The following is an 18,044-nucleotide window of genomic DNA, read 5'->3' as shown; positions in this document are numbered from 1 at the left end:
GAGGAAAATCCTTGAACCACAAAGCTCGGCGAATGCCGAGAGTCTATATTACATATAGGAGGTGGAAGTATCATGTCAAGAGTAATCGGTGTAGAGCAATCTTTATCCAACGTTGAAGCAGCATTACAGGCAAAAGGCTATGAAGTCGTTCAACTTCGCAGTGAGGAAGATGCAAAAAAATGTGATGCATGCGTAATTACAGGAACAGATGAAGATGTAATGGGTATCAGCAACGTTGTAACTGAAGGATCAGTGATTGATGCTCGCGGTCTATCTGCTGACGAGGTAATTCAACGTGTAGACAAAATGTTCCATTGAAATAATGTAAAAAAGCTATTCCAAAGTTTTTTAACTCGAGGATAGCTTTTTTACTCAGGAATTTTTACCAAATCAAGGGGCTAAATTCGCTTTAGCTCCTCAAAATATTCAAAGCTTTTTATTGCCTTAAAGGCTTGAGAGTTTTGATTTTATAGATAAAATAATAATGTTTATAGAATGCCATTATAATCAAAAGAAATTTTACTAGTAAGATATCTACATAAATGACAGAAAGGATAATAAAGAAATCTGCAATAAGGTTAATTCGGATTTTTTCCTTACGTGTCATCCCCCTCTTTGAAAGGAATGCTCGAACATATTTTTTATAGAATGGTGTTCTTTTGAACCATCTATCGAGACGCTTTGAGCTTTTCGTAAAACAAAATCCAGCAATTAGGAGAAAAGGTAATCCGGGTAAAACCGGAATAATAATCCCTAAAACACCTAAAGCTAATGTAATAAATCCAAAAATCATCAGCAGGACACTTTTTAATAATTTAATTGCCATCACCTTTTTATGTATTTTCAATTGGTTTTCCTTCACATTCTTGATTGCATCCATTAGAAAGAATATCATGTAAAGATTATTGAAAGAAAATAGAAAATAGAACTGGTGATGAAAATAATAAATGGCATTTATCCTTTTTGGATAAATACCATTTAATTTTATATACTTATTTTAAACTTGCGAATAATGCTAGATCACTTCTGTTCCCGATTGTTACTAAAATATCTCCTTCTTGAAGCAATTCTTCCGGTGAAGGAGAAACAATAACATTGCCGTTTCTCATTATTGCTATCACACTGACATTATATTTTGCTCGAATATTTAGCTCTCGAAGATTTTTTCCTGCCATTTTGGATGGAAGAATGATTTCTTCTATATTGTAATCTTTTGATAGTTCAATATAATTAAGCATATTTGGAGATAGCAATTGATTCGCAACACGTTCCCCCATATCTCGTTCAGGATATATAATCCATTCAACCCCAATGGATTCTAAAACCTGCCCATGTCTTTTTCCTAAAGCTTTAGCAATAATGTTCTTTACCCCTAAATTTTTAAGTAACATTACCGTTAAGATACTTGACTGAATATCGTTTCCAATTGCTACGATTACACAATCGAAGTTTTTGATTCCTACTGAATTTAGTGCCTTTTCTTCTGTTGAGTCTGCAATAACTGCATGGGTAAAATACATATCCGAAGCTTCTACTTTTTCTTCATTAATATCTATACCTAGAACTTCTTGCCCTGCTTCATGTAATCTTCTAGCAACACTCGTTCCAAATCGTCCTAATCCAATCACAGCATATGATTTTTTTGCCATTCTTTCCCCTCCTATATTAACCAATCATGATATTTCCTTTTGGATGTTGAAAACCTTCTTGTTTCTTTCTATTTGCAATCGCAAATCCTAGTGTTAAAGGACCTAATCTTCCAATGAACATCGTAATAATGATTAGAATTCGACCTATTGCTGATAGCTCTGGTGTTAAGCCAATCGATAGACCTACCGTTCCGAAAGCTGATGTAGCTTCAAACAAATACATTATAAATTCATGCCCTTTTTCAGTAATACTGAGTAAAAAGGTGACAATTACCACAACCATAATTCCACTTATCACGACTGTGAGTACTTTTAAAATCGTATCAATTACAATACGACGCTTAAAGAGCACTACATCTTGTTTTCCTTTTAATTGAGATAATACAGTTGCCATTAAAACCGCAAAGGTCGTTACTTTAATACCTCCAGCTGTGGAACCTGAACCTCCCCCGATAAACATTAGAAAAATAGTTAAAAATAAAGTTGCATGAGTTAACTCTCCCATTGATAATGTATTTGCACCTGCTGTTCTTGGCGTTACACCATGGAACAATGCCGCAAGTCCCTTTTCTACTACGGATAGAGGACCTAATGTTTTATCGTTTCCATACTCAAAAAGGTAAATAAAAATCGTTGCACCAAGAATTAAAATAACAGTTGTTAATAAAACAACCTTTGTATGAAGGGAAACTTTACGTGTTTCCCGATATTCATATAATTCATTTATCACAATAAACCCGAGACCACCGATTACGATTAACATACAGACTGTTAACACCACAGTTGGGTCATTAACATAACCAGTTAAGCCTCGGAAATCTCCCATCAAATCAAACCCTGCATTATTAAAAAGTGAGATTGAGTGGAATATTCCATAATAGATTGCTTGACCGATTGGCATTTCAAACGAAAATCGAATACCTAGTATTAAAGCACCTATACCTTCTGTTAATAGCGCAAAAACTAAAATTCTTTTTACTAGCTTTACGATTCCTGAGGTTGAAGAAGCGTTAAAGGCTTCTTTTAAAAGCAATCTCTCTTTTAAAGAGATTTTTTTCCCTAATATCGTAAATAAAAATGTAGCAAACGTCATAAAACCTATCCCCCCTAATTGAATAAGGATAAGGATGACGATTTCACCAAACATTGAAAAGGTGTCCCCTGTGTCTACTACAACAAGTCCCGTTACACAGGTAGCTGATGTAGAGGTAAACAAAGCGTCTAAAAATGCTAACCCCTTTCCATCTTCCGTTGCAATCGGCAAACTTAATAAAATAGCCCCGACTATAATGATAATAACGAATCCTAACACTAAAATTTTTGAGGGGTTAAGATTGTCTTTGAAATTTTTCATTGTTCTCTCCTCGGTTCTGTACATCATTTTTTCTATAAGATGGTTTCCCCTCTGAACTCTTTTTTCTAAATAAAAAAGACCGCATTGAAAACAAGAGTCACTTGTTGTATCACAACAAAAAGACATCTTGAATTAGGCGGTCTATTATGACCTCCTTCGCATTAGCCGACGAAGTTAGCTGACGGGTAGGATGGCGAAAGAGTTAAATCATCCCTTCTGCAAATGCAGAATTAACCCCAAAAAGATTGGTTCCTCCGTTCTCATTTAAATGAGATTAGGCCATTATGAAATTATGGATTCGCGAAAATTATTGTACTCCTCTCTATTAATCTTGTAAACTTCTAAAATAAAGTTTTTTAATTGAAAGTTTTTATTATGAATGGTTTACTGATTCTTTTTTGGGATATAACCCTTTAACCAAATCAATTCATAATTACTTTTGGAATTTTGCAGCATGTTAATCTATTTTTATGATTATTTCATACTACTACTGAGGTTAGTTCCCACCAAATTATAAAGTTCGGTTTCTAATTATACTTTGTTAAGAATAATCTAGTTCGGGTGTTTCCACGGCTTAAAATAAAAAAACCAAGCCCCTTTTCACAAGGTTCTTAGTTTTTTGTTACAATGCTTTTTTTAGCATTTTTTTAATTTGCTCAAGTTCATGAGAAATCCTGTTTAGTTGTTGCTGCACATTATTTGTATCCTGGGATGAACGTTGCAAGGCTTGGGCTTTTTCTTGAGAAGCTAATACTTGCGAATAAACAACAATGGATTCCCCTAAAAGAACAATGACATTGCCTAAAATAGCAACTTGATCAGAAGAACTCCCACTGATAAAATCAAAAGTTATGTCTTGCTCAATATTCTGCTCTCTATTGTTCCCTCGGTTGTTCACCATTTTGATACCCACTTCCATACCATCGCTATAGTAGAATATGCAATCATGACGTTTCTGTTTGGGTTTGTCCTGACACTTTTTGCGATGAATCCATAGATGCTTTTTATTCTTGTTCAAGATTTAGTACCATCTGTCTGCTGATAGTATTCATGCCAAAGCTTTCATAAAATGAGGTCGCTTTTCGATTGAACTCCCAAACATTCAATTCTAGAGATGCCGCTCCCATCTCCTTCGACCAATTAACGCATGCTTGGAACAACACTCTTCCAATCCCTTGTCTCTGATGGAGTCCCTTCACTCCAAAATCATTCATATATACAAACTTTCTCGGTACCATCGATTCAAATGGCGGTGAGTGTTTGAGCTCCATAACGGCAAAACCAACTATACTTTCATCGTTTTTAGCAACTAATATTTCACAGTTAGGGTTCTCTATTAGTTCATAAAAATAAGAAATCGGCATGACTGGCTCAACTTTTTTAAAAATCTGTGGCAAAGCCTCTGCATGCTCATCTTGCCCTTCCTTTACAATTGTATTTATCTCAAGATAGTCATCTTTGTTTGCAGAAAGTACTTTTATAGTCATGGCGATTCCCCCTCCTCAAAATTTATGAATGTTTTTGATTTCTATCCATCAGCAACCCTGCTATTAAGCCTAGAAAAATATTAGTGATTAAAATAGGGTTTAAAGGTTCACCCGAATTCGAAATAAATGTTAAAAAACCTGCAATAATTGCACATAAAATAGCATTGTAAGACATGTTATCCCCCTAGTATGAATAGAATAATCCAACAGTAAATGAAACTAATCATGTAATTCAATCCAAACAAAATAATTATGACTTGGAATATTAACAACTTTCCAGTCATCTTTTATTTCTTGTAAATCACTACTAAACCCTGCTGTGAAGCTATTTGTACCTGCTGCGTATTTTTCATTTTCACTATTTGGCATTCCTATATTTATCGATTCACGTACAAACCACTTAGAATCATCATTTTTTTCTATATTTGCAACAAACCATTCTTTGTTACTATTAACTTCGCCTTCATAAACGTAAAAAACTTGTTTATCACTAATTTCAATCGAATTTATAAGAGAAAGAATCTTCGGATAATCTTGTTCTTTCGATTCAATTAGTCGTAAGGCCTCCTCTGGTGTATCGGCTATAGCATTATTGGTAACAGTACATCCCATCAAAAATAAGCAAAAAAACAATATTAGACAGTACCTCATACGAACAACTCCTCATATTTATAAGCTATTTAATATCCTTATTTTACACTTCAAATTAATACAAACACACAAATTTATACATAAAAGGTAATTTATATTTAATATAGTTTATAATAAAGTTTTTGGGAAAAAAGAAAGGAAGCTGAACAATTACAGCACTAAAATTCCACTTTGCTAAAGGAGATGAATATGAAAAAGTTAGTTTTTATTTTCGTGGTGTTATTAATCATAGGAGTTCTAGCTTTCTGTAATGACTCAGAACCAGACATTGAAATTGAAGCCACAATTTCTCCAATAAGTGAATATGAATACAATATTCTAAATTATAAAGATGGTGCAATTGATGATTACAAACTGTTCAAATTAGATTTCCATATGAAGCATGATGACTCAGTGAAAGAAAGAGAGATTTATATCCCTGATTTAATGGAAATATTTAATAATATAGATGATATTGCAAGATTTGATAATGGAAATGGGTCTGAACAAGACAATCAAAGGGGGAATTTTGCAACGTATAATCGAATAGCGGTCTTTTATTCAAAAGGGTTAAGCAATAATGACATTAAGGAAGTATTTAGTGATGAAAAAATTACAGTAGCATGGGTTAACGGTAAAAATGAAAAAGTGGAAATGGAATACACAATCGCAGATTTTATAGAGTTTAGTTCCGAGCCAGGGTAATTCATAAATGAATTTCCCCCCAACATTTAACCCCAATCTATAAAACTATAGATTGGGGTTTATGATAAACCTTACATTTTAGTTCTTTATCCACTAACCTGTAATCAACCTGTAGATTACATAACCTATAACTAACACTAAAATTAATATCCCTGTCCCCTTCCAGCCCATACCTACTAAATCACCTAAGCTACTGTTTGTTCCTTGATTTAATCCATCATTTAATGAACCTGTAGGATTGTTTTTTAATTCGTTCATTCTTAATCGTTCTCTTTTTTCTTGAGGTGTTTCTTTTAAGTCCATGAAAATTCCCCCCTCAGATTATTTAAAGTTAACATTGCAATATATATTCGTTACAATATTACACTAATTTTATAAATAATTGGTATTTTGGTTTTTATTATGACCATTAGTTTTCCACTGAGGTTATAGCAAATTATCGAAAATAATATAATTATAAAAAGATAGTAGATTAGGAGTGGGATTTTGGTAAATAAAATGGCGGTACTAGGTGCGGGAACGATGGGACATGGCATTACTCAACTCTATGCACAAGCGGGTTTTGATGTTTATTTGTACGATATAAATGGAGAAATTTTACAGGATGCGTTAAATAAAATATCGACCAACTTAGATCTATTGTTTCAAGAAAATGCAATTACACTAGCAGAGAAAGAAAAAACATTACAGTATATTTTCACGACTACCAATCTTGAAGAGGCGGTAAGTGGAAGTAAATTTATAACAGAAGCTGTTTCTGAAAACTTAAATGTTAAGTTCGATTTATTTAAGCAATTAGAAGAGATTGTCGACAAGGATGCTATTATTGCCTCTAATACTTCGACTTTCTCGATAAAACAGCTTTCAGAAGGTGTTCAAAAGAAAGACCGACTGATCATTACACATTTTTTCAATCCTGCACATTTAGTTCCGCTTGTTGAGGTAGTAAAGAGCGAGGAAATTGCTCAAGAAATTATTGAGCATACGGTTGCTATTTTAAAAGGGATTGGTAAGAAGCCCGTTGTCTTAAAAAAGGGCATTCCCGGTTTAATTGCAAATCGTCTCCAAGCCGCTTTAGTTCGAGAGGCTTTCTATCTTTTAGATAATGGAATAGCAGATGCAAAGGATATAGATTTAGCAGTAAGTGCTGGTCCTGGATTCAGATGGGCATTTATTGGTCCACTTGAAACTGCTGATTTTGGCGGTCTGGATATTTGGAAAAGCGTTGTTGAAAACCTTGCTCCTTTACTATCAAAAGAGGAAAAAGTCCCTCCATTTGTTAAAGAAAAAGTAGACAACGGTCAATTTGGTACAAAAACCGGAAATGGATTATTTACTTATCAAGGAAATGACGAGGTTCAAAATAAAATTAGAGAAAGAGATATTCATTTTATTAGGTTGTTGAATATTAAAAACGAAGAGATTTAAAGGATTAAAGATTTGTGGTACGGTGTCTCTCCACCCACAAAGAAAAAAGTAGCTGAAATCATTGATTCCAACTACCTTTATAAAAATTATAATTTAAAGTTGTCAACTAACGTCGTTAATTTATTAGCAAGCTCATCTAAATCTGAAGCATTTTTTGATACTTCATCAATAGAACGGCTGAATTCATTGGCAGTGGCTGCAGTTTCCTCTGATGCTGCTGCAGATTCTTCAGATATTGCCGCTATTTCCTCGATTGTTTCGTCCATTTGTTGTACACGAGATACATTCTCAGATAGTTGAGAAATAATTTCATGAATGTTATCAACCATTTCTGATACTGAGGATTTAATTTGGATAAAGGTATCGTTCGTTGAATTGATTTGAATGGTACCTTGTTGAACTTCGGAATAACCAGATTTTAAAGAAGCTTCCACATCATGACTTTCCTGTTGGATTCCAACTACAATGTTTGCAATATCTGAAACGGATTTTGAAACCTGTTCTGCAAGTTTTCTTACTTCATCTGCTACAACAGAAAATCCTTTGCCATGCTCTCCCGCCCTTGCCGCTTCAATGGCCGCATTTAAAGCAAGAAGATTTGTCTGATCGGCAATTTGCTGAATTATTTCAACTAATTTTGAAATTTCCTTCGTTTGGATTTCTAATTTTTCCATTTTACCGACAGCTTCCTGCATGATTGCATCGATTTTATTCATTTGCTCATTTGATGATTGCATAAGGGTTGTCCCTGTATACGTTAATTTTAAAACACCTAGTGAGGCTTTTTGAATTTCCTCACCCTTTTGATTTGTTTCTTGAATGCTTTCCGTAAAGCTACCAATATTTGATGCTAAATCCGAAATATTTTGTGCTTCACTTTCTATCCCAGCAGCTAGTTCCTGCATTGTAGAATTAATTTGCTCTGAGCCAACTTGTATTTCCGTTGACGTTTCATTTAATAAGTCGCCTTTATCTTTAATGCTTGTAGCTGCGTTTGCTACACTACTAATTGCATGGAATAGATTATCTTTCATGACCTTCGTAGCATTAATCAAACGCCCTATTTCATCTTTTCTATTACTTTCTTGAAGGGTTTGTTGTAGATTTCCTTGTGCCAATTCATCCATAAAATTTGATACTTCCTTAATTGGCGTAGAAATTCTTCTACTTACTAAATAGGAAACAATAATGACTGCAACTGCAGTGATGATAATAATCATAAATGTAATAAAAGTAATTTCTTGCTGAGATTGTATAAAAAATGAAATGTCTTGTTGAATTCCAACAGAAGCAATGACTTGAGTACCTGTTGGGTCATAAATAGGTAAGATTGTTTCTAAAAACGAATCGTTTTTATAGGAAGCGTGCTCACCATTTTGAACCGTTGATAGATGATTAGGCTCCAATGCAGTATTTACCTTTGACGGATCTGATGATTGTACAACCATCCCTTCCGTATCATATAAACTTATCGTAACGTCTGAAAGCATTTCGCTTAAATCGTGGATAAATTGACTATCAAGACCTGTCTGTAAAGTACCAATGACTTGATTATCCACAATAATTGGAGAAAAGGCACGGACTGATAAACCGCTACTACCAAATTCAAAGCCTCTAGTGGATTGTCCATTTAAGGCAGTTTGAATCGCGGATATATCGCTTTTGTTATCTCCAAACTTCTCTGGATTATGGCCACGCAATACAACATTTCCTGAAGTATCACCTAATTCAAATACGGAAAATTGATGTTCCTTTTGTAAGCGGGGATATATTGCTTCTACTTCTTGAGTTAATTGCTCACGATCTCCACTTTCCAAAGCAGAGGCTATTGTTTCATCCTGTGCATAAAGCTCTGTTATTATTGAGAGCTCCTCCGAAACATTCTCTAATTCTGTTTGAACTGTATAGATCATTTCCTCTTGCTGATCTTCAAGTAATTCTGAATACTCATTATTCGTCCTTGATAATATTATTACCGTTGCCGCAACTAAGGGGACGATGGACAACAGAAGAAAAATCGAAATTAATCTAGATTTAAGACTCTTTAATGCCATGTCTATGAAGCTCCTTTTTTATGAACTAACGACTATCATAACATATATTGGTTATTTAGCATTATTAATGCTCACTAGATCACCCCTCCTTTTTTACTAGAAATTAATGAATAAATCTATTTAAATAAGCTACTAGTTTATAGGTATAAATAAAAAATACCCACCTTTTCAAACGATGGGTATTCATAATATGTTTCAAAAGAATTACTCTTTAGAAACTCATTCAATTCGCTTCAAATTTCAGCAGCTCATAGGCTTGAAATGCGAGCTGTAGGGCTAGTCTATTTTGTATCCCCATGAAGTCCTCTCCTAGTAATTCCTTAATTTTCTCGAGGCGATAATATAAGGATTGTCTAACGATATGTAACTCGTCTGCTGCTGATTGCTTAGAACCATTTCTTTCCAGGTAAATTTTTAATGTTTTCAATAAATCACTGTTTTTTTTCTGATCTTCTTCAATTAAAGGACCAAGATGTCGCAATACATAAGATTGTAACATTTCTTTTTCATACAAATTTAACAAAATTTGAAAGGCACCTAAATCGTCATAAAATATAATAGAGGATTTAAAGAAAAATTTTAAAAAAATCGCTTTGGAAGCTTCATCATAGCTATAATAGGAGCTTTCAAACCCCTTATATGATGAACTCACTCCCATAAACACCCGAATTTTCTCACATTCGTCTCGATTTAAAATTGTATCTATTTGATTTGAAATTAGCTGTAGTTTTTCTTTTTTAGCAAGTTGTTCTTTTCTCGTTTTTGTGGGGAATAAATCGAAGGCGAGTATAACTAAACGTTGATTTTGCATGGTCATAAAAGGTCGAAATGAATGTTGTTCAAAGACAGACCTGACAATTTTTGAATAATGGACGGCATCTGGGTAATTATTACCTACATATGAATTTTCTTTATTAAAAGATTCCATCTCAATGATACATACTTGGCTATTTAAATTATTTAAGGTTTTAAATTCTTTGTTTCCTAATTGTGCACGTAGTAGGAGTTCATCATTAAGCTGATTTTTAATTAGATGATTTACCCAGTTATTCTCTTTATAGAGCTCTCTTTCAGTTACACTTTCTTTCACAATACGTTCGGTAGTCAAGGTTGAATTGAATCCCATAAGCTTCATCCTCTCAAATATGGAATGCCCGAATCCTTTCACCATAAGAACTTTTATCATCTTAATACAATAATTATTCGCTAACTAATTATCATGTGTTCATTGTAATGGATAAGTATTTTTTCTGACTATGGACATAACAATGAAAATTATTATGCATTTGCACATAGCATGCGTTTCAACTCTTAACATATTGACCTCCTGTTAGATAGAAGAGAACTTTATCTATTTTAAAGCAAGGCGCAAAAAAAGAAATCTTAAAAGATATTTCTACCTTTTAAGACTTCCGTTTTATAACTACTCGGCTAGCACCATATCCATAATTTCGTCAGTATAGGCTTTTGTGATGTCTGCCGGTTCTTTAATAACGCCATATTGATGAGCAATATCAGCAGTTTGTTGGAACATGTCTGCATCGATTATACCGATATTGGCAGGGTCAAATCCTTCAGGTACCACTAACTTCGCAACTTCCTCCATCATCACTAATTGATGTTCTCTAGTTGTACTACCTTCTTCTACTTGTGCCATTACAAAGTCGACAGCTTCTTCTGGATTTTCAATTGCATCTTTCCAGCCTTTGATAGACGCTTTAACGAATTTTGCTGCCACCTCTTTATTATCTTCAAGCCATTCAGAGTTTGCGAACAAGTTATCTTCAAGCATTGCCACGCCTTCTTCATTCATATCGATAATATTTAAGTCACTTGCGGGTACTCCTGATTCAAGAACAACATGATATTCGTTATAGGTCATAACGGATGCAGCATCTAGTTCACCCGTTAAAAATTGGTCCATTGTAAATGCTTGCTTCACAAAGTTAAAATCACTGTTTGGATCTAAACCATATTTATCAAATAATGCTAAAAGTTCAAATTCGTTACCACCCATCCAGTTTCCAACGTTTTTACCTGCTAAATCTTCCGGCGTTTCAATGCCCGAATCTTTCATCGAAACAAGCTGCAATCCACTATTTTGATAGATTTGTGCAATTTGAACTAAAGGCATACCTTGTTCTTGATGTGGTAATAAACTTGCTACCCAGTCAACACCGATTTGGGCTGCACCATTAGCAACCTGTTGTTCTGGGACAATGTCTGGCCCACCAGGAGCAATCGTTACATCAAGTCCTTCTTCTTCGTAATATCCTTTTTCTAATGCTACAAAGTATCCAGCAAATTGTGCTTGAGGTACCCATTTTAATTGCAATGTGACAGGTGTTAATCCACCTTCTGAGGATGTTCCAGAAGTTTCTGAGCTTCCACACCCTGCTAATATCGTTACCAATACAAGCAAAGCTACAAACAAGGAACGATAAGTTTTATTCATTTTTCTATTCATTGGCTTTCCCCCTCTTATGATTGCTTCTTTTTTATCGGCTTTGTAAGTTTATATAAGCCGTTCGATAAAATTCTAAAAAATATTAATCTCCATTTCAAAATTTATAAAGGAGTTTGAAATTATGCTCTCTCAGAAGGATGCCATCTCATGAAGATTTTTTCTAACAGTTCGATGATTAAATAAAACACAACACCAACAATAGATGCAATGACGATACACGCCCATCCTAAAGGCATTTGGGCGACTTTTATCGAATTTGAAAGGAGATAACCTAACCCTTTTGAAGCATAGAAAAATTCTCCAACAATTGCACCGATCATACTCGCTGTTGCGTTTATTTTTAAAGCGGTAAATACATAAGGTAAGCTGTTTGCGATTCGTAAATAACGAAAAACTTGTACTTTGTTTGCTGCATAAGAATGTAATAAATCCAATGATAACGGGTTTACATTTGACATTCCTTTATGTGCATTAAGGGCCATTGCAGCCATAGTGGTGACGGTAACAATGGCTATTCGTGAACCAATCTCATTTCCAAACCATAGATTCATAATCGGGGCTAACGCGACAATCGGTACGGCATTTAAGGCTACAACTATAGTTAAGCCGCCTTTCCCCCATTTTGGAGATGCGGTTGCCAATAACGCAACGAGAAATCCAAGCGACGATCCAATAAGCATACCGAAGAAAGCTTCCGCGAAGGTATAGCCCATAAAGTTCACTAATGTATTAAAATTTTCCCTAATTGCTTCAATAATGACTGAAGGCAATGGCAACTGATAGGTTTTTAATTGAAATATAGTATGGAAAAATTGAATCTCCCATAGGATGAAAAATACTACTCCTGCTACTAATGGGATAAGGACCTTGGTTATATTCCCTCTATTTCTTTTTTGCTTTTGCTTTGAGAAGTTACTTTTCATTGATTGAGTTGAGTCATTCTGTCCTATCGATTGGCTTAACCAGTTATCTTCAACGGTTTTTCCACGCATTATTTATTCCCTCCAGGCTTTCGAAACTCTGGTTGCCACGGTGTTGCAAGCCGTTCAATCAAACTGATCATGAGATAACTTAGGAAACCCAGGAATGCTCCGACAATGACAGTGAGCCAAAACATATAAACATGTGAAGTGCCATAATAAAGGTTGCGCAGCATTATAACACCAATTCCCTCTGTTGCTCCCATTAATTCCACTAAAATTGCCCCTGTTACTGCTAATGGCGCTGCAATTTTTAGCCCTGTAAATAGACTTGGTAAGGATTGTGGGAAACGGAGCTTCCAATACACTGTCAACGGCTTGGCTGCATATGAATGCATCAGTTCAATGGCGGATGGATCTGCACTTCGTAATCCCCGTAGCATATTTAAAGCTACCGGGAAGAAGGTCATAAATGCAGCAATGATTATTCGAGATACCCCATCATCATGAACAATTCCGTAAACAATTGGTGCTAAACCTAAAATGGGAATCATTTGAGATGCCACTGCATAAGGAAATGCTAGCTGCTCAATCCATTTTGAAGAGCTCATAAGAATCGCTAAAAGTATCCCTGCTAATGTTCCGACAAGAAATCCTATTGAAGCACTTCTAAGCGTTACGAAAGCTTGAGAAAAAAGAGTACCGCTATATTCCGTAAATGTTTTGAGCAGTTCATGAATATATGGAAGTTTTGATTGTGCGAGCGGGACTTGTAATACATTTAGTAGCATCCACGAAAGTAGTTGCCATATTACGAGCAACCCAGTTATCCACATAAGAGTCGGTGCAGAACGTTTTAATATGCCTTGAAAATTCATAGGTCTACACCCCTTCAAAGCTATTTCTTATATCCGTTATTAATTGATAAAATTCTGTACTTTCTCGCATTTCGGCTCTTCTTGGGCGAGGTAACGGAATATCTACTACTTTTGATAACCTACCTGGGTGCGGGGACAACACAAATACTCTGTCTGATAAGAAAATTGCTTCTGGAATACTATGTGTAACAAACACGACGGTACTTCCAACTTTACTCCAAATAGATAAAAGCTCTTCGTTCAATCGTTCTCGAGAAAACTCGTCCAAAGCTGAAAAAGGCTCATCCATTAGTAGTATTTCTGGCTCAATGGCAAGGGCTCTTGCTATCGCAACACGCTGCTGCATTCCCCCACTTAATTGCCAAGGATATTTGTCCTTGAATTCCGATAATCCTACTAATTCTAATAAGCGATCCACACGCACCTCTTGTTCTTCTTTATTTACTTTCATCATTTCAAGTGGGAGTGTTATATTCTTCTTCACTTTTCGCCAATCATAGAGAACTGGATTTTGAAAAACGATACCATATTTTTTTGCTAATCTTGCTTCCTTTGTGGTAGAACCTGAGATTTTAATACTACCGCTTGTTGGTTGAATCAAATCAGCCATAATCCGCAGTAAAGTTGTTTTTCCACAACCAGATGGTCCGAGTAATGAAATAAACTCACCCTTTTGAATATCAACGGTCACATCATTGAGGGCTAATACTTCAGATGATCCCGTTTGATAACGCATACTCACATGATCAATCTCAATTTCAGGAGTTTTTGTTCTCAACAATGTCATAAAGTCTCCCCTTTCATATAAGATGTTAGAAATTTCTAACAATTCAAGACAGTTTTAATTACTTCTTTTGTAATGATTATTAACACATTATATATCTGGAAGTTGGGATGTTACATTAGACAAAGTGTAAAAAAATTCTTCATACGGGCAATTGATTGTGACAAAAGAATGAAGGTTCTCGGGGATAAAGATGATGGGAGGAGCACATGAAGATAATAGACAATTCGGAGTAGTTAATAGACAATCCTTCTTTAATTTCTAACCAACCCTAGCCACGTAAGAAGCTCAGAGACCATCGCTCTGAGCTTCTTTTTATTTCATATAGTTTTTCACTAATTCAAAGCATCTTTCTTCTGTTCGGTCATTTCGAACGATGTCATATTCCAAATGTTCTTGTGTACCGCCTTTATATTTTTGAGATGCCTCAAGCGCGCTATTATCTCGGTAAGTGATCCAATCGCGCTGTTCTTCTCTTAATTTGTCCATTTCTTCTTTCGGAAGTTGCTGTTGCAATACGCCATAAATTTCATTGAGCAAACTGTCCCAAACAATATATATCTCGTTTTCTATTTCTTTTAATGCGTATGTACTTGAACTTATTGGGTTATTTCGCATTTCTTCCATTTCGATTTTCGTATCGTTTAATTTCTTAACATATGCTGCTTTTAAGCTCTCAGTATTATTACTTGAACTGTCTTTCTCATTAGGGACAATGTTTTGCGTATCTGGCTGCTCGTATGTATCAGTATTATTCGTTTCAATGCTATCTGTATTTTTTGATGCACTATCACGATCTGTCAAATTTGTATTTGAATCATTTTGAACCTCGTTATCCAATGCAACACTTGACTCTTCTACTGAGTCGGTGCACGCAGCTAATGCTAACACTACCGTTAACATTCCCACGATTAAAAACTTACGATTGTTTTTCATAAAATGACTACCTTTCTATTCCGGGCATTTGTTTTCGTAATCCAAATCTTTATCCATCTTAATATTAACATAAATATCCTATCTCTTTTTTCCTAAAAAATAGAAAAAGAGCTAGATAAAATCACTAGCTCTTTTATAATTTATTGATAGTATGAAGCGCGTCTTGCATCCAAATAAGCACTGATGAAAAGAGTAATTGCTGTAGCAACATGGAGAATCCATCCGATGATTGGAACGAATGCAATTAAACTTGTAATTATGCCTAATACACTTGGGGCAAAGGATGTACGATTAGCAATGGAAATAGCTAATGTCACGATATGGAGAACTAATGCGATCGTTAATAATTGCCATCCACTTAATATGACCATTAATCCACCTAGTAGCGGAATAGCCAAAATTGCTTCAAATGCTCCTGTAATACCTTTTGCAAAACTAGACCATTTCATTTTTCATCACATTCCTTTATGGGTAAATACTTCTACTATCTAATACGAATGAATCGAAAAAAGGATTCATTTGTCAATAATACTTACCCTCTTACAATGATATACACTAAATAAACGATATAGGCTGCAACGAGGATAATCCCTTCGACTCTTGAAATCCTATAATTTGATCTTGAAAAAATAAATAATGCTAGCGTTATTATTATTAATATCAACAAGTCTGTAAAAATATCGTTATTCACTGGAAGCGGAGATATTACTGAAGATGCCCCAACAACGAATAAAATATTAAAAATATTACTGCCAACAAGGTTGCCGAGTGCAATTTCGCTTTCTTTTTTGAGCGCTGCTGTTACAGAAGTAACAAGCTCCGGAAGAGACGTTCCGACTGCGACGATCGTCAAACCTACAAGTGTTTCACTCATCCCAAATGAGTAAGCAATTTCAACAGCATTTGTTACTACTAAGTTACCGCCAAAAATAATTGCTAATAGTCCACCGATAGTGAAAATAATATCTTTGCCCCAGTTAGTTTTTGATGACGCTTTGTTGTCTTCTATATCAGAAGTAGCAGCATTCGAACGATCATTTCTCGCTACTTCGAAAATATAATACATAAAAACACTAAAGATTAACAAAAAAACAAGTCCATCACTACGGGTTATGATGTTATCAGATGAACCATCTAGTACGACATCGCTAATTAACACTAAAAGAACAACGCTTCCTAACATAGTAAATGGAATTTCTTTACGAATGATTGAGCTTTCAACCATTAAAGGGCTTAAAAATGCCGTTACCCCTACTATTAAAGTAATATTAAAAATATTGCTCCCCAAAACATTTCCTAAAGTTACATCTGCACTTCCTTGCAGTGCCGCAAGAATACTTACAGTCGCTTCAGGTGCGCTCGTTCCAAATGCTACAATTGTGAGACCAATTAACAGTGGTGAAACCCGTAATGAAGTAGCAATATTGGATGCTCCTTGAACAAAATAGTCTGCTCCTTTAATTAATAATGCAAATCCAACCAACAGTAGTAGATACATCATACGTTTACATATCTTCCCCTTTCGAATCGTTTCAACTACTTCTTATAAATTAATGGAACTAGTCCTATATCTATCCTTTACGTTAATTTTATATCTATAACTTTTTATTTGTAAGGAAAAGACTATAAACCAAGCTCACTACTTTAGGATACATGATGATGGTGAATTTGGTATAATCTTGGTGCAAATACTTTTAAATGTATTTATATGTTTTATTAAAGTTGAGAGGATGATACTAATGTATTTTATAGATAACAAAGGAATTACGGATCCGCGCATAAACTTAGCCATCGAAGAGTACTTATTAAAACATCTAGATGTAGAAAAAGATTCCTATTTACTGTTCTACATCAATCAACCATCCATCATTATCGGAAGAAATCAAAATACAATTGAAGAAATAAATACCGATTATGTAGAGGAAAACGATATTATCGTCGTTCGTCGTTTATCTGGCGGTGGTGCTGTATATCATGATTTAGGCAATTTAAACTTTAGTTTTATAACAAAGGACGACGGAGAGTCTTTCCACAACTATAAAAAATTCACACAACCAGTAGTTGATGCTTTAGCAAAATTAGGTGTACAAGCTGAGCTTTCCGGACGCAATGATATATTAGCTGAAGGGCGTAAAGTATCGGGTAACGCGCAATATGCAACAAAAGGACGCATGTTTAGCCACGGCACATTAATGTTTGACCTAAATCTAGATGCTGTTGTTAGCGCTTTGAAGGTGAAGAAAGACAAAATCGAATCAAAAGGAATAAAATCCGTTCGTTCCCGTGTAGCAAATATTTTACCATTCCTAAAAGAAAAAATTACTATTGAACAATTTAGACTTGAAATTTTAAAATCGATTTTCGGTGGCGAAGAAAAAATTAATTATTATGAATTAACCGAAAAAGATTGGGAAAAAATCCACGAAATCTCTCGTAATCGATATCAAACATGGGATTGGAACTATGGGAAATCACCACGTTTTAATATTCAAAAAACGCATAGATTCCCTTCAGGTGGAATTGATATCCGCTTAGAAGTGAATAAAGGAAATATCGAAGAAATTAAAATTTATGGAGACTTTTTCGGTGTTGGTGAAGTAACAGAAATTGAGGAATTACTAACTGGTATTCCATATAGTCGTGAGGCCATTGCTGAGAAGTTAGGCAATATCGATATTGCCCATTATTTTGGTGGTATTTCGAAAGAAGATTTCTTGAAATTGATTTATTAAAATAAGTTGGTTCTGCCTTT

The 18,044-nt window shown here is 34.8% G+C and carries 21 protein-coding genes and 1 riboswitch; of the genes, 4 read left to right on the top strand and 17 right to left on the bottom strand.

Features of this window, described 5'->3' with window-relative positions; genetic code table 11:
- Positions 1–72: 72 nt before the first annotated feature.
- Entirely contained in the window at positions 73–318 is a 246-nt protein-coding gene (locus tag CD30_RS09100; RefSeq protein ID WP_036175580.1) for a YkuS family protein, read from the top strand.
- Between the two features lie 118 nt (positions 319–436).
- Here the strand turns inward: CD30_RS09100 and CD30_RS09095 are convergent, their stop codons facing one another.
- The 7 genes from CD30_RS09095 to CD30_RS09070 all read right to left on the bottom strand — a co-directional run bounded on the left by CD30_RS09095 (position 437) and on the right by CD30_RS09070 (position 5,141).
- The gene (locus CD30_RS09095; protein WP_235802035.1) at positions 437–847 is read right to left on the bottom strand and encodes a YbaN family protein; all 411 of its coding nucleotides are present in this window, start codon (positions 845–847) and stop codon (positions 437–439) included.
- A 145-nt stretch (positions 848–992) separates the two neighbouring features.
- Positions 993–1,649, bottom strand: coding sequence for a potassium channel family protein (locus CD30_RS09090; protein WP_036175577.1), 657 nt, complete (start codon positions 1,647–1,649; stop codon positions 993–995).
- A gap of 16 nt (positions 1,650–1,665) precedes the next feature.
- Positions 1,666–3,003 carry a TrkH family potassium uptake protein gene (locus CD30_RS09085; RefSeq protein ID WP_036175574.1) on the bottom strand — a complete coding sequence of 446 codons (1,338 nt, stop codon included), beginning with the start codon at positions 3,001–3,003 and terminating at the stop codon, positions 1,666–1,668.
- Between the two features lie 148 nt (positions 3,004–3,151).
- Positions 3,152–3,294, bottom strand: a riboswitch (cyclic di-AMP (ydaO/yuaA leader).
- A gap of 331 nt (positions 3,295–3,625) precedes the next feature.
- Entirely contained in the window at positions 3,626–4,021 is a 396-nt protein-coding gene (locus CD30_RS09080) for a hypothetical protein (protein WP_036175571.1), read from the bottom strand.
- Positions 4,008–4,490, bottom strand: a complete 483-nt coding sequence (locus tag CD30_RS09075; RefSeq protein WP_036175568.1) for a GNAT family N-acetyltransferase — start codon at positions 4,488–4,490, stop codon at positions 4,008–4,010. Before CD30_RS09075 ends, CD30_RS09080 begins: the two co-directional genes overlap by 14 nt.
- Before the next feature lie 22 nt (positions 4,491–4,512).
- Positions 4,513–4,665, bottom strand: coding sequence for a hypothetical protein (locus CD30_RS20110; RefSeq protein ID WP_156962305.1), 153 nt, complete (start codon positions 4,663–4,665; stop codon positions 4,513–4,515).
- Positions 4,666–4,709: 44 nt separating this feature from the next.
- A complete protein-coding gene (locus tag CD30_RS09070; protein ID WP_170215819.1) occupies positions 4,710–5,141 on the bottom strand; it encodes a hypothetical protein in 432 nt (143 codons plus the stop codon).
- Between the two features lie 189 nt (positions 5,142–5,330).
- Here CD30_RS09070 and CD30_RS09065 point away from each other — a divergent pair, with 189 nt between their 5' ends.
- Entirely contained in the window at positions 5,331–5,825 is a 495-nt protein-coding gene (locus CD30_RS09065; protein WP_036175562.1) for a hypothetical protein, read from the top strand.
- A gap of 93 nt (positions 5,826–5,918) precedes the next feature.
- On the opposite strand, the gene CD30_RS09060 is transcribed toward CD30_RS09065, so the two are convergent.
- The gene (locus tag CD30_RS09060) at positions 5,919–6,128 is read right to left on the bottom strand and encodes a DUF6366 family protein (protein ID WP_036175560.1); all 210 of its coding nucleotides are present in this window, start codon (positions 6,126–6,128) and stop codon (positions 5,919–5,921) included.
- Positions 6,129–6,311: 183 nt separating this feature from the next.
- On the opposite strand from CD30_RS09060, the gene CD30_RS09055 reads away from it, so the two are divergent.
- Entirely contained in the window at positions 6,312–7,253 is a 942-nt protein-coding gene (locus CD30_RS09055; protein WP_088350747.1) for a 3-hydroxyacyl-CoA dehydrogenase family protein, read from the top strand.
- Between the two features lie 86 nt (positions 7,254–7,339).
- Here the strand turns inward: CD30_RS09055 and CD30_RS19480 are convergent, their stop codons facing one another.
- The 9 genes from CD30_RS19480 to CD30_RS09010 all read right to left on the bottom strand — a co-directional run bounded on the left by CD30_RS19480 (position 7,340) and on the right by CD30_RS09010 (position 16,793).
- Complete coding sequence (locus tag CD30_RS19480) at positions 7,340–9,307, bottom strand: methyl-accepting chemotaxis protein (protein ID WP_052126121.1); 1,968 nt, start codon at positions 9,305–9,307, stop codon at positions 7,340–7,342.
- A gap of 223 nt (positions 9,308–9,530) precedes the next feature.
- Positions 9,531–10,433, bottom strand: a complete 903-nt coding sequence (locus CD30_RS09045) for a PucR family transcriptional regulator (RefSeq protein WP_036175557.1) — start codon at positions 10,431–10,433, stop codon at positions 9,531–9,533.
- 297 nt (positions 10,434–10,730) lie between these two features.
- On the bottom strand, positions 10,731–11,774 hold the full coding sequence (locus CD30_RS09040; protein WP_235802034.1) for an ABC transporter substrate-binding protein: 1,044 nt from the start codon (positions 11,772–11,774) through the stop codon (positions 10,731–10,733).
- Positions 11,775–11,893: 119 nt separating this feature from the next.
- A complete protein-coding gene (locus CD30_RS09035; protein ID WP_084077760.1) occupies positions 11,894–12,766 on the bottom strand; it encodes an ABC transporter permease in 873 nt (290 codons plus the stop codon).
- Positions 12,766–13,572, bottom strand: a complete 807-nt coding sequence (locus CD30_RS09030) for an ABC transporter permease (RefSeq protein ID WP_036175554.1) — start codon at positions 13,570–13,572, stop codon at positions 12,766–12,768. Before CD30_RS09030 ends, CD30_RS09035 begins: the two co-directional genes overlap by 1 nt.
- Positions 13,573–13,576: 4 nt before the next feature.
- Positions 13,577–14,359, bottom strand: a complete 783-nt coding sequence (locus CD30_RS09025) for an ABC transporter ATP-binding protein (RefSeq protein WP_036175551.1) — start codon at positions 14,357–14,359, stop codon at positions 13,577–13,579.
- Between the two features lie 312 nt (positions 14,360–14,671).
- The gene (locus CD30_RS09020) at positions 14,672–15,292 is read right to left on the bottom strand and encodes a lysozyme inhibitor LprI family protein (RefSeq protein ID WP_036175548.1); all 621 of its coding nucleotides are present in this window, start codon (positions 15,290–15,292) and stop codon (positions 14,672–14,674) included.
- A gap of 140 nt (positions 15,293–15,432) precedes the next feature.
- Entirely contained in the window at positions 15,433–15,741 is a 309-nt protein-coding gene (locus tag CD30_RS09015) for a hypothetical protein (RefSeq protein WP_036175545.1), read from the bottom strand.
- A gap of 83 nt (positions 15,742–15,824) precedes the next feature.
- The gene (locus tag CD30_RS09010; protein ID WP_036175542.1) at positions 15,825–16,793 is read right to left on the bottom strand and encodes a calcium/sodium antiporter; all 969 of its coding nucleotides are present in this window, start codon (positions 16,791–16,793) and stop codon (positions 15,825–15,827) included.
- Between the two features lie 238 nt (positions 16,794–17,031).
- Here CD30_RS09010 and CD30_RS09005 point away from each other — a divergent pair, with 238 nt between their 5' ends.
- Complete coding sequence (locus tag CD30_RS09005; RefSeq protein WP_036175539.1) at positions 17,032–18,024, top strand: lipoate--protein ligase; 993 nt, start codon at positions 17,032–17,034, stop codon at positions 18,022–18,024.
- Positions 18,025–18,044: the final 20 nt, after the last annotated feature.

Origin of the sequence: Ureibacillus massiliensis 4400831 = CIP 108448 = CCUG 49529 (genome assembly GCF_000772965.1) — a bacterium.
Lineage (GTDB): Bacteria > Bacillota > Bacilli > Bacillales_A > Planococcaceae > Ureibacillus > Ureibacillus massiliensis.
Note: the sequence above shows the minus strand (reverse complement) of the source record. Positions and strands in the feature narration are given on the sequence as shown.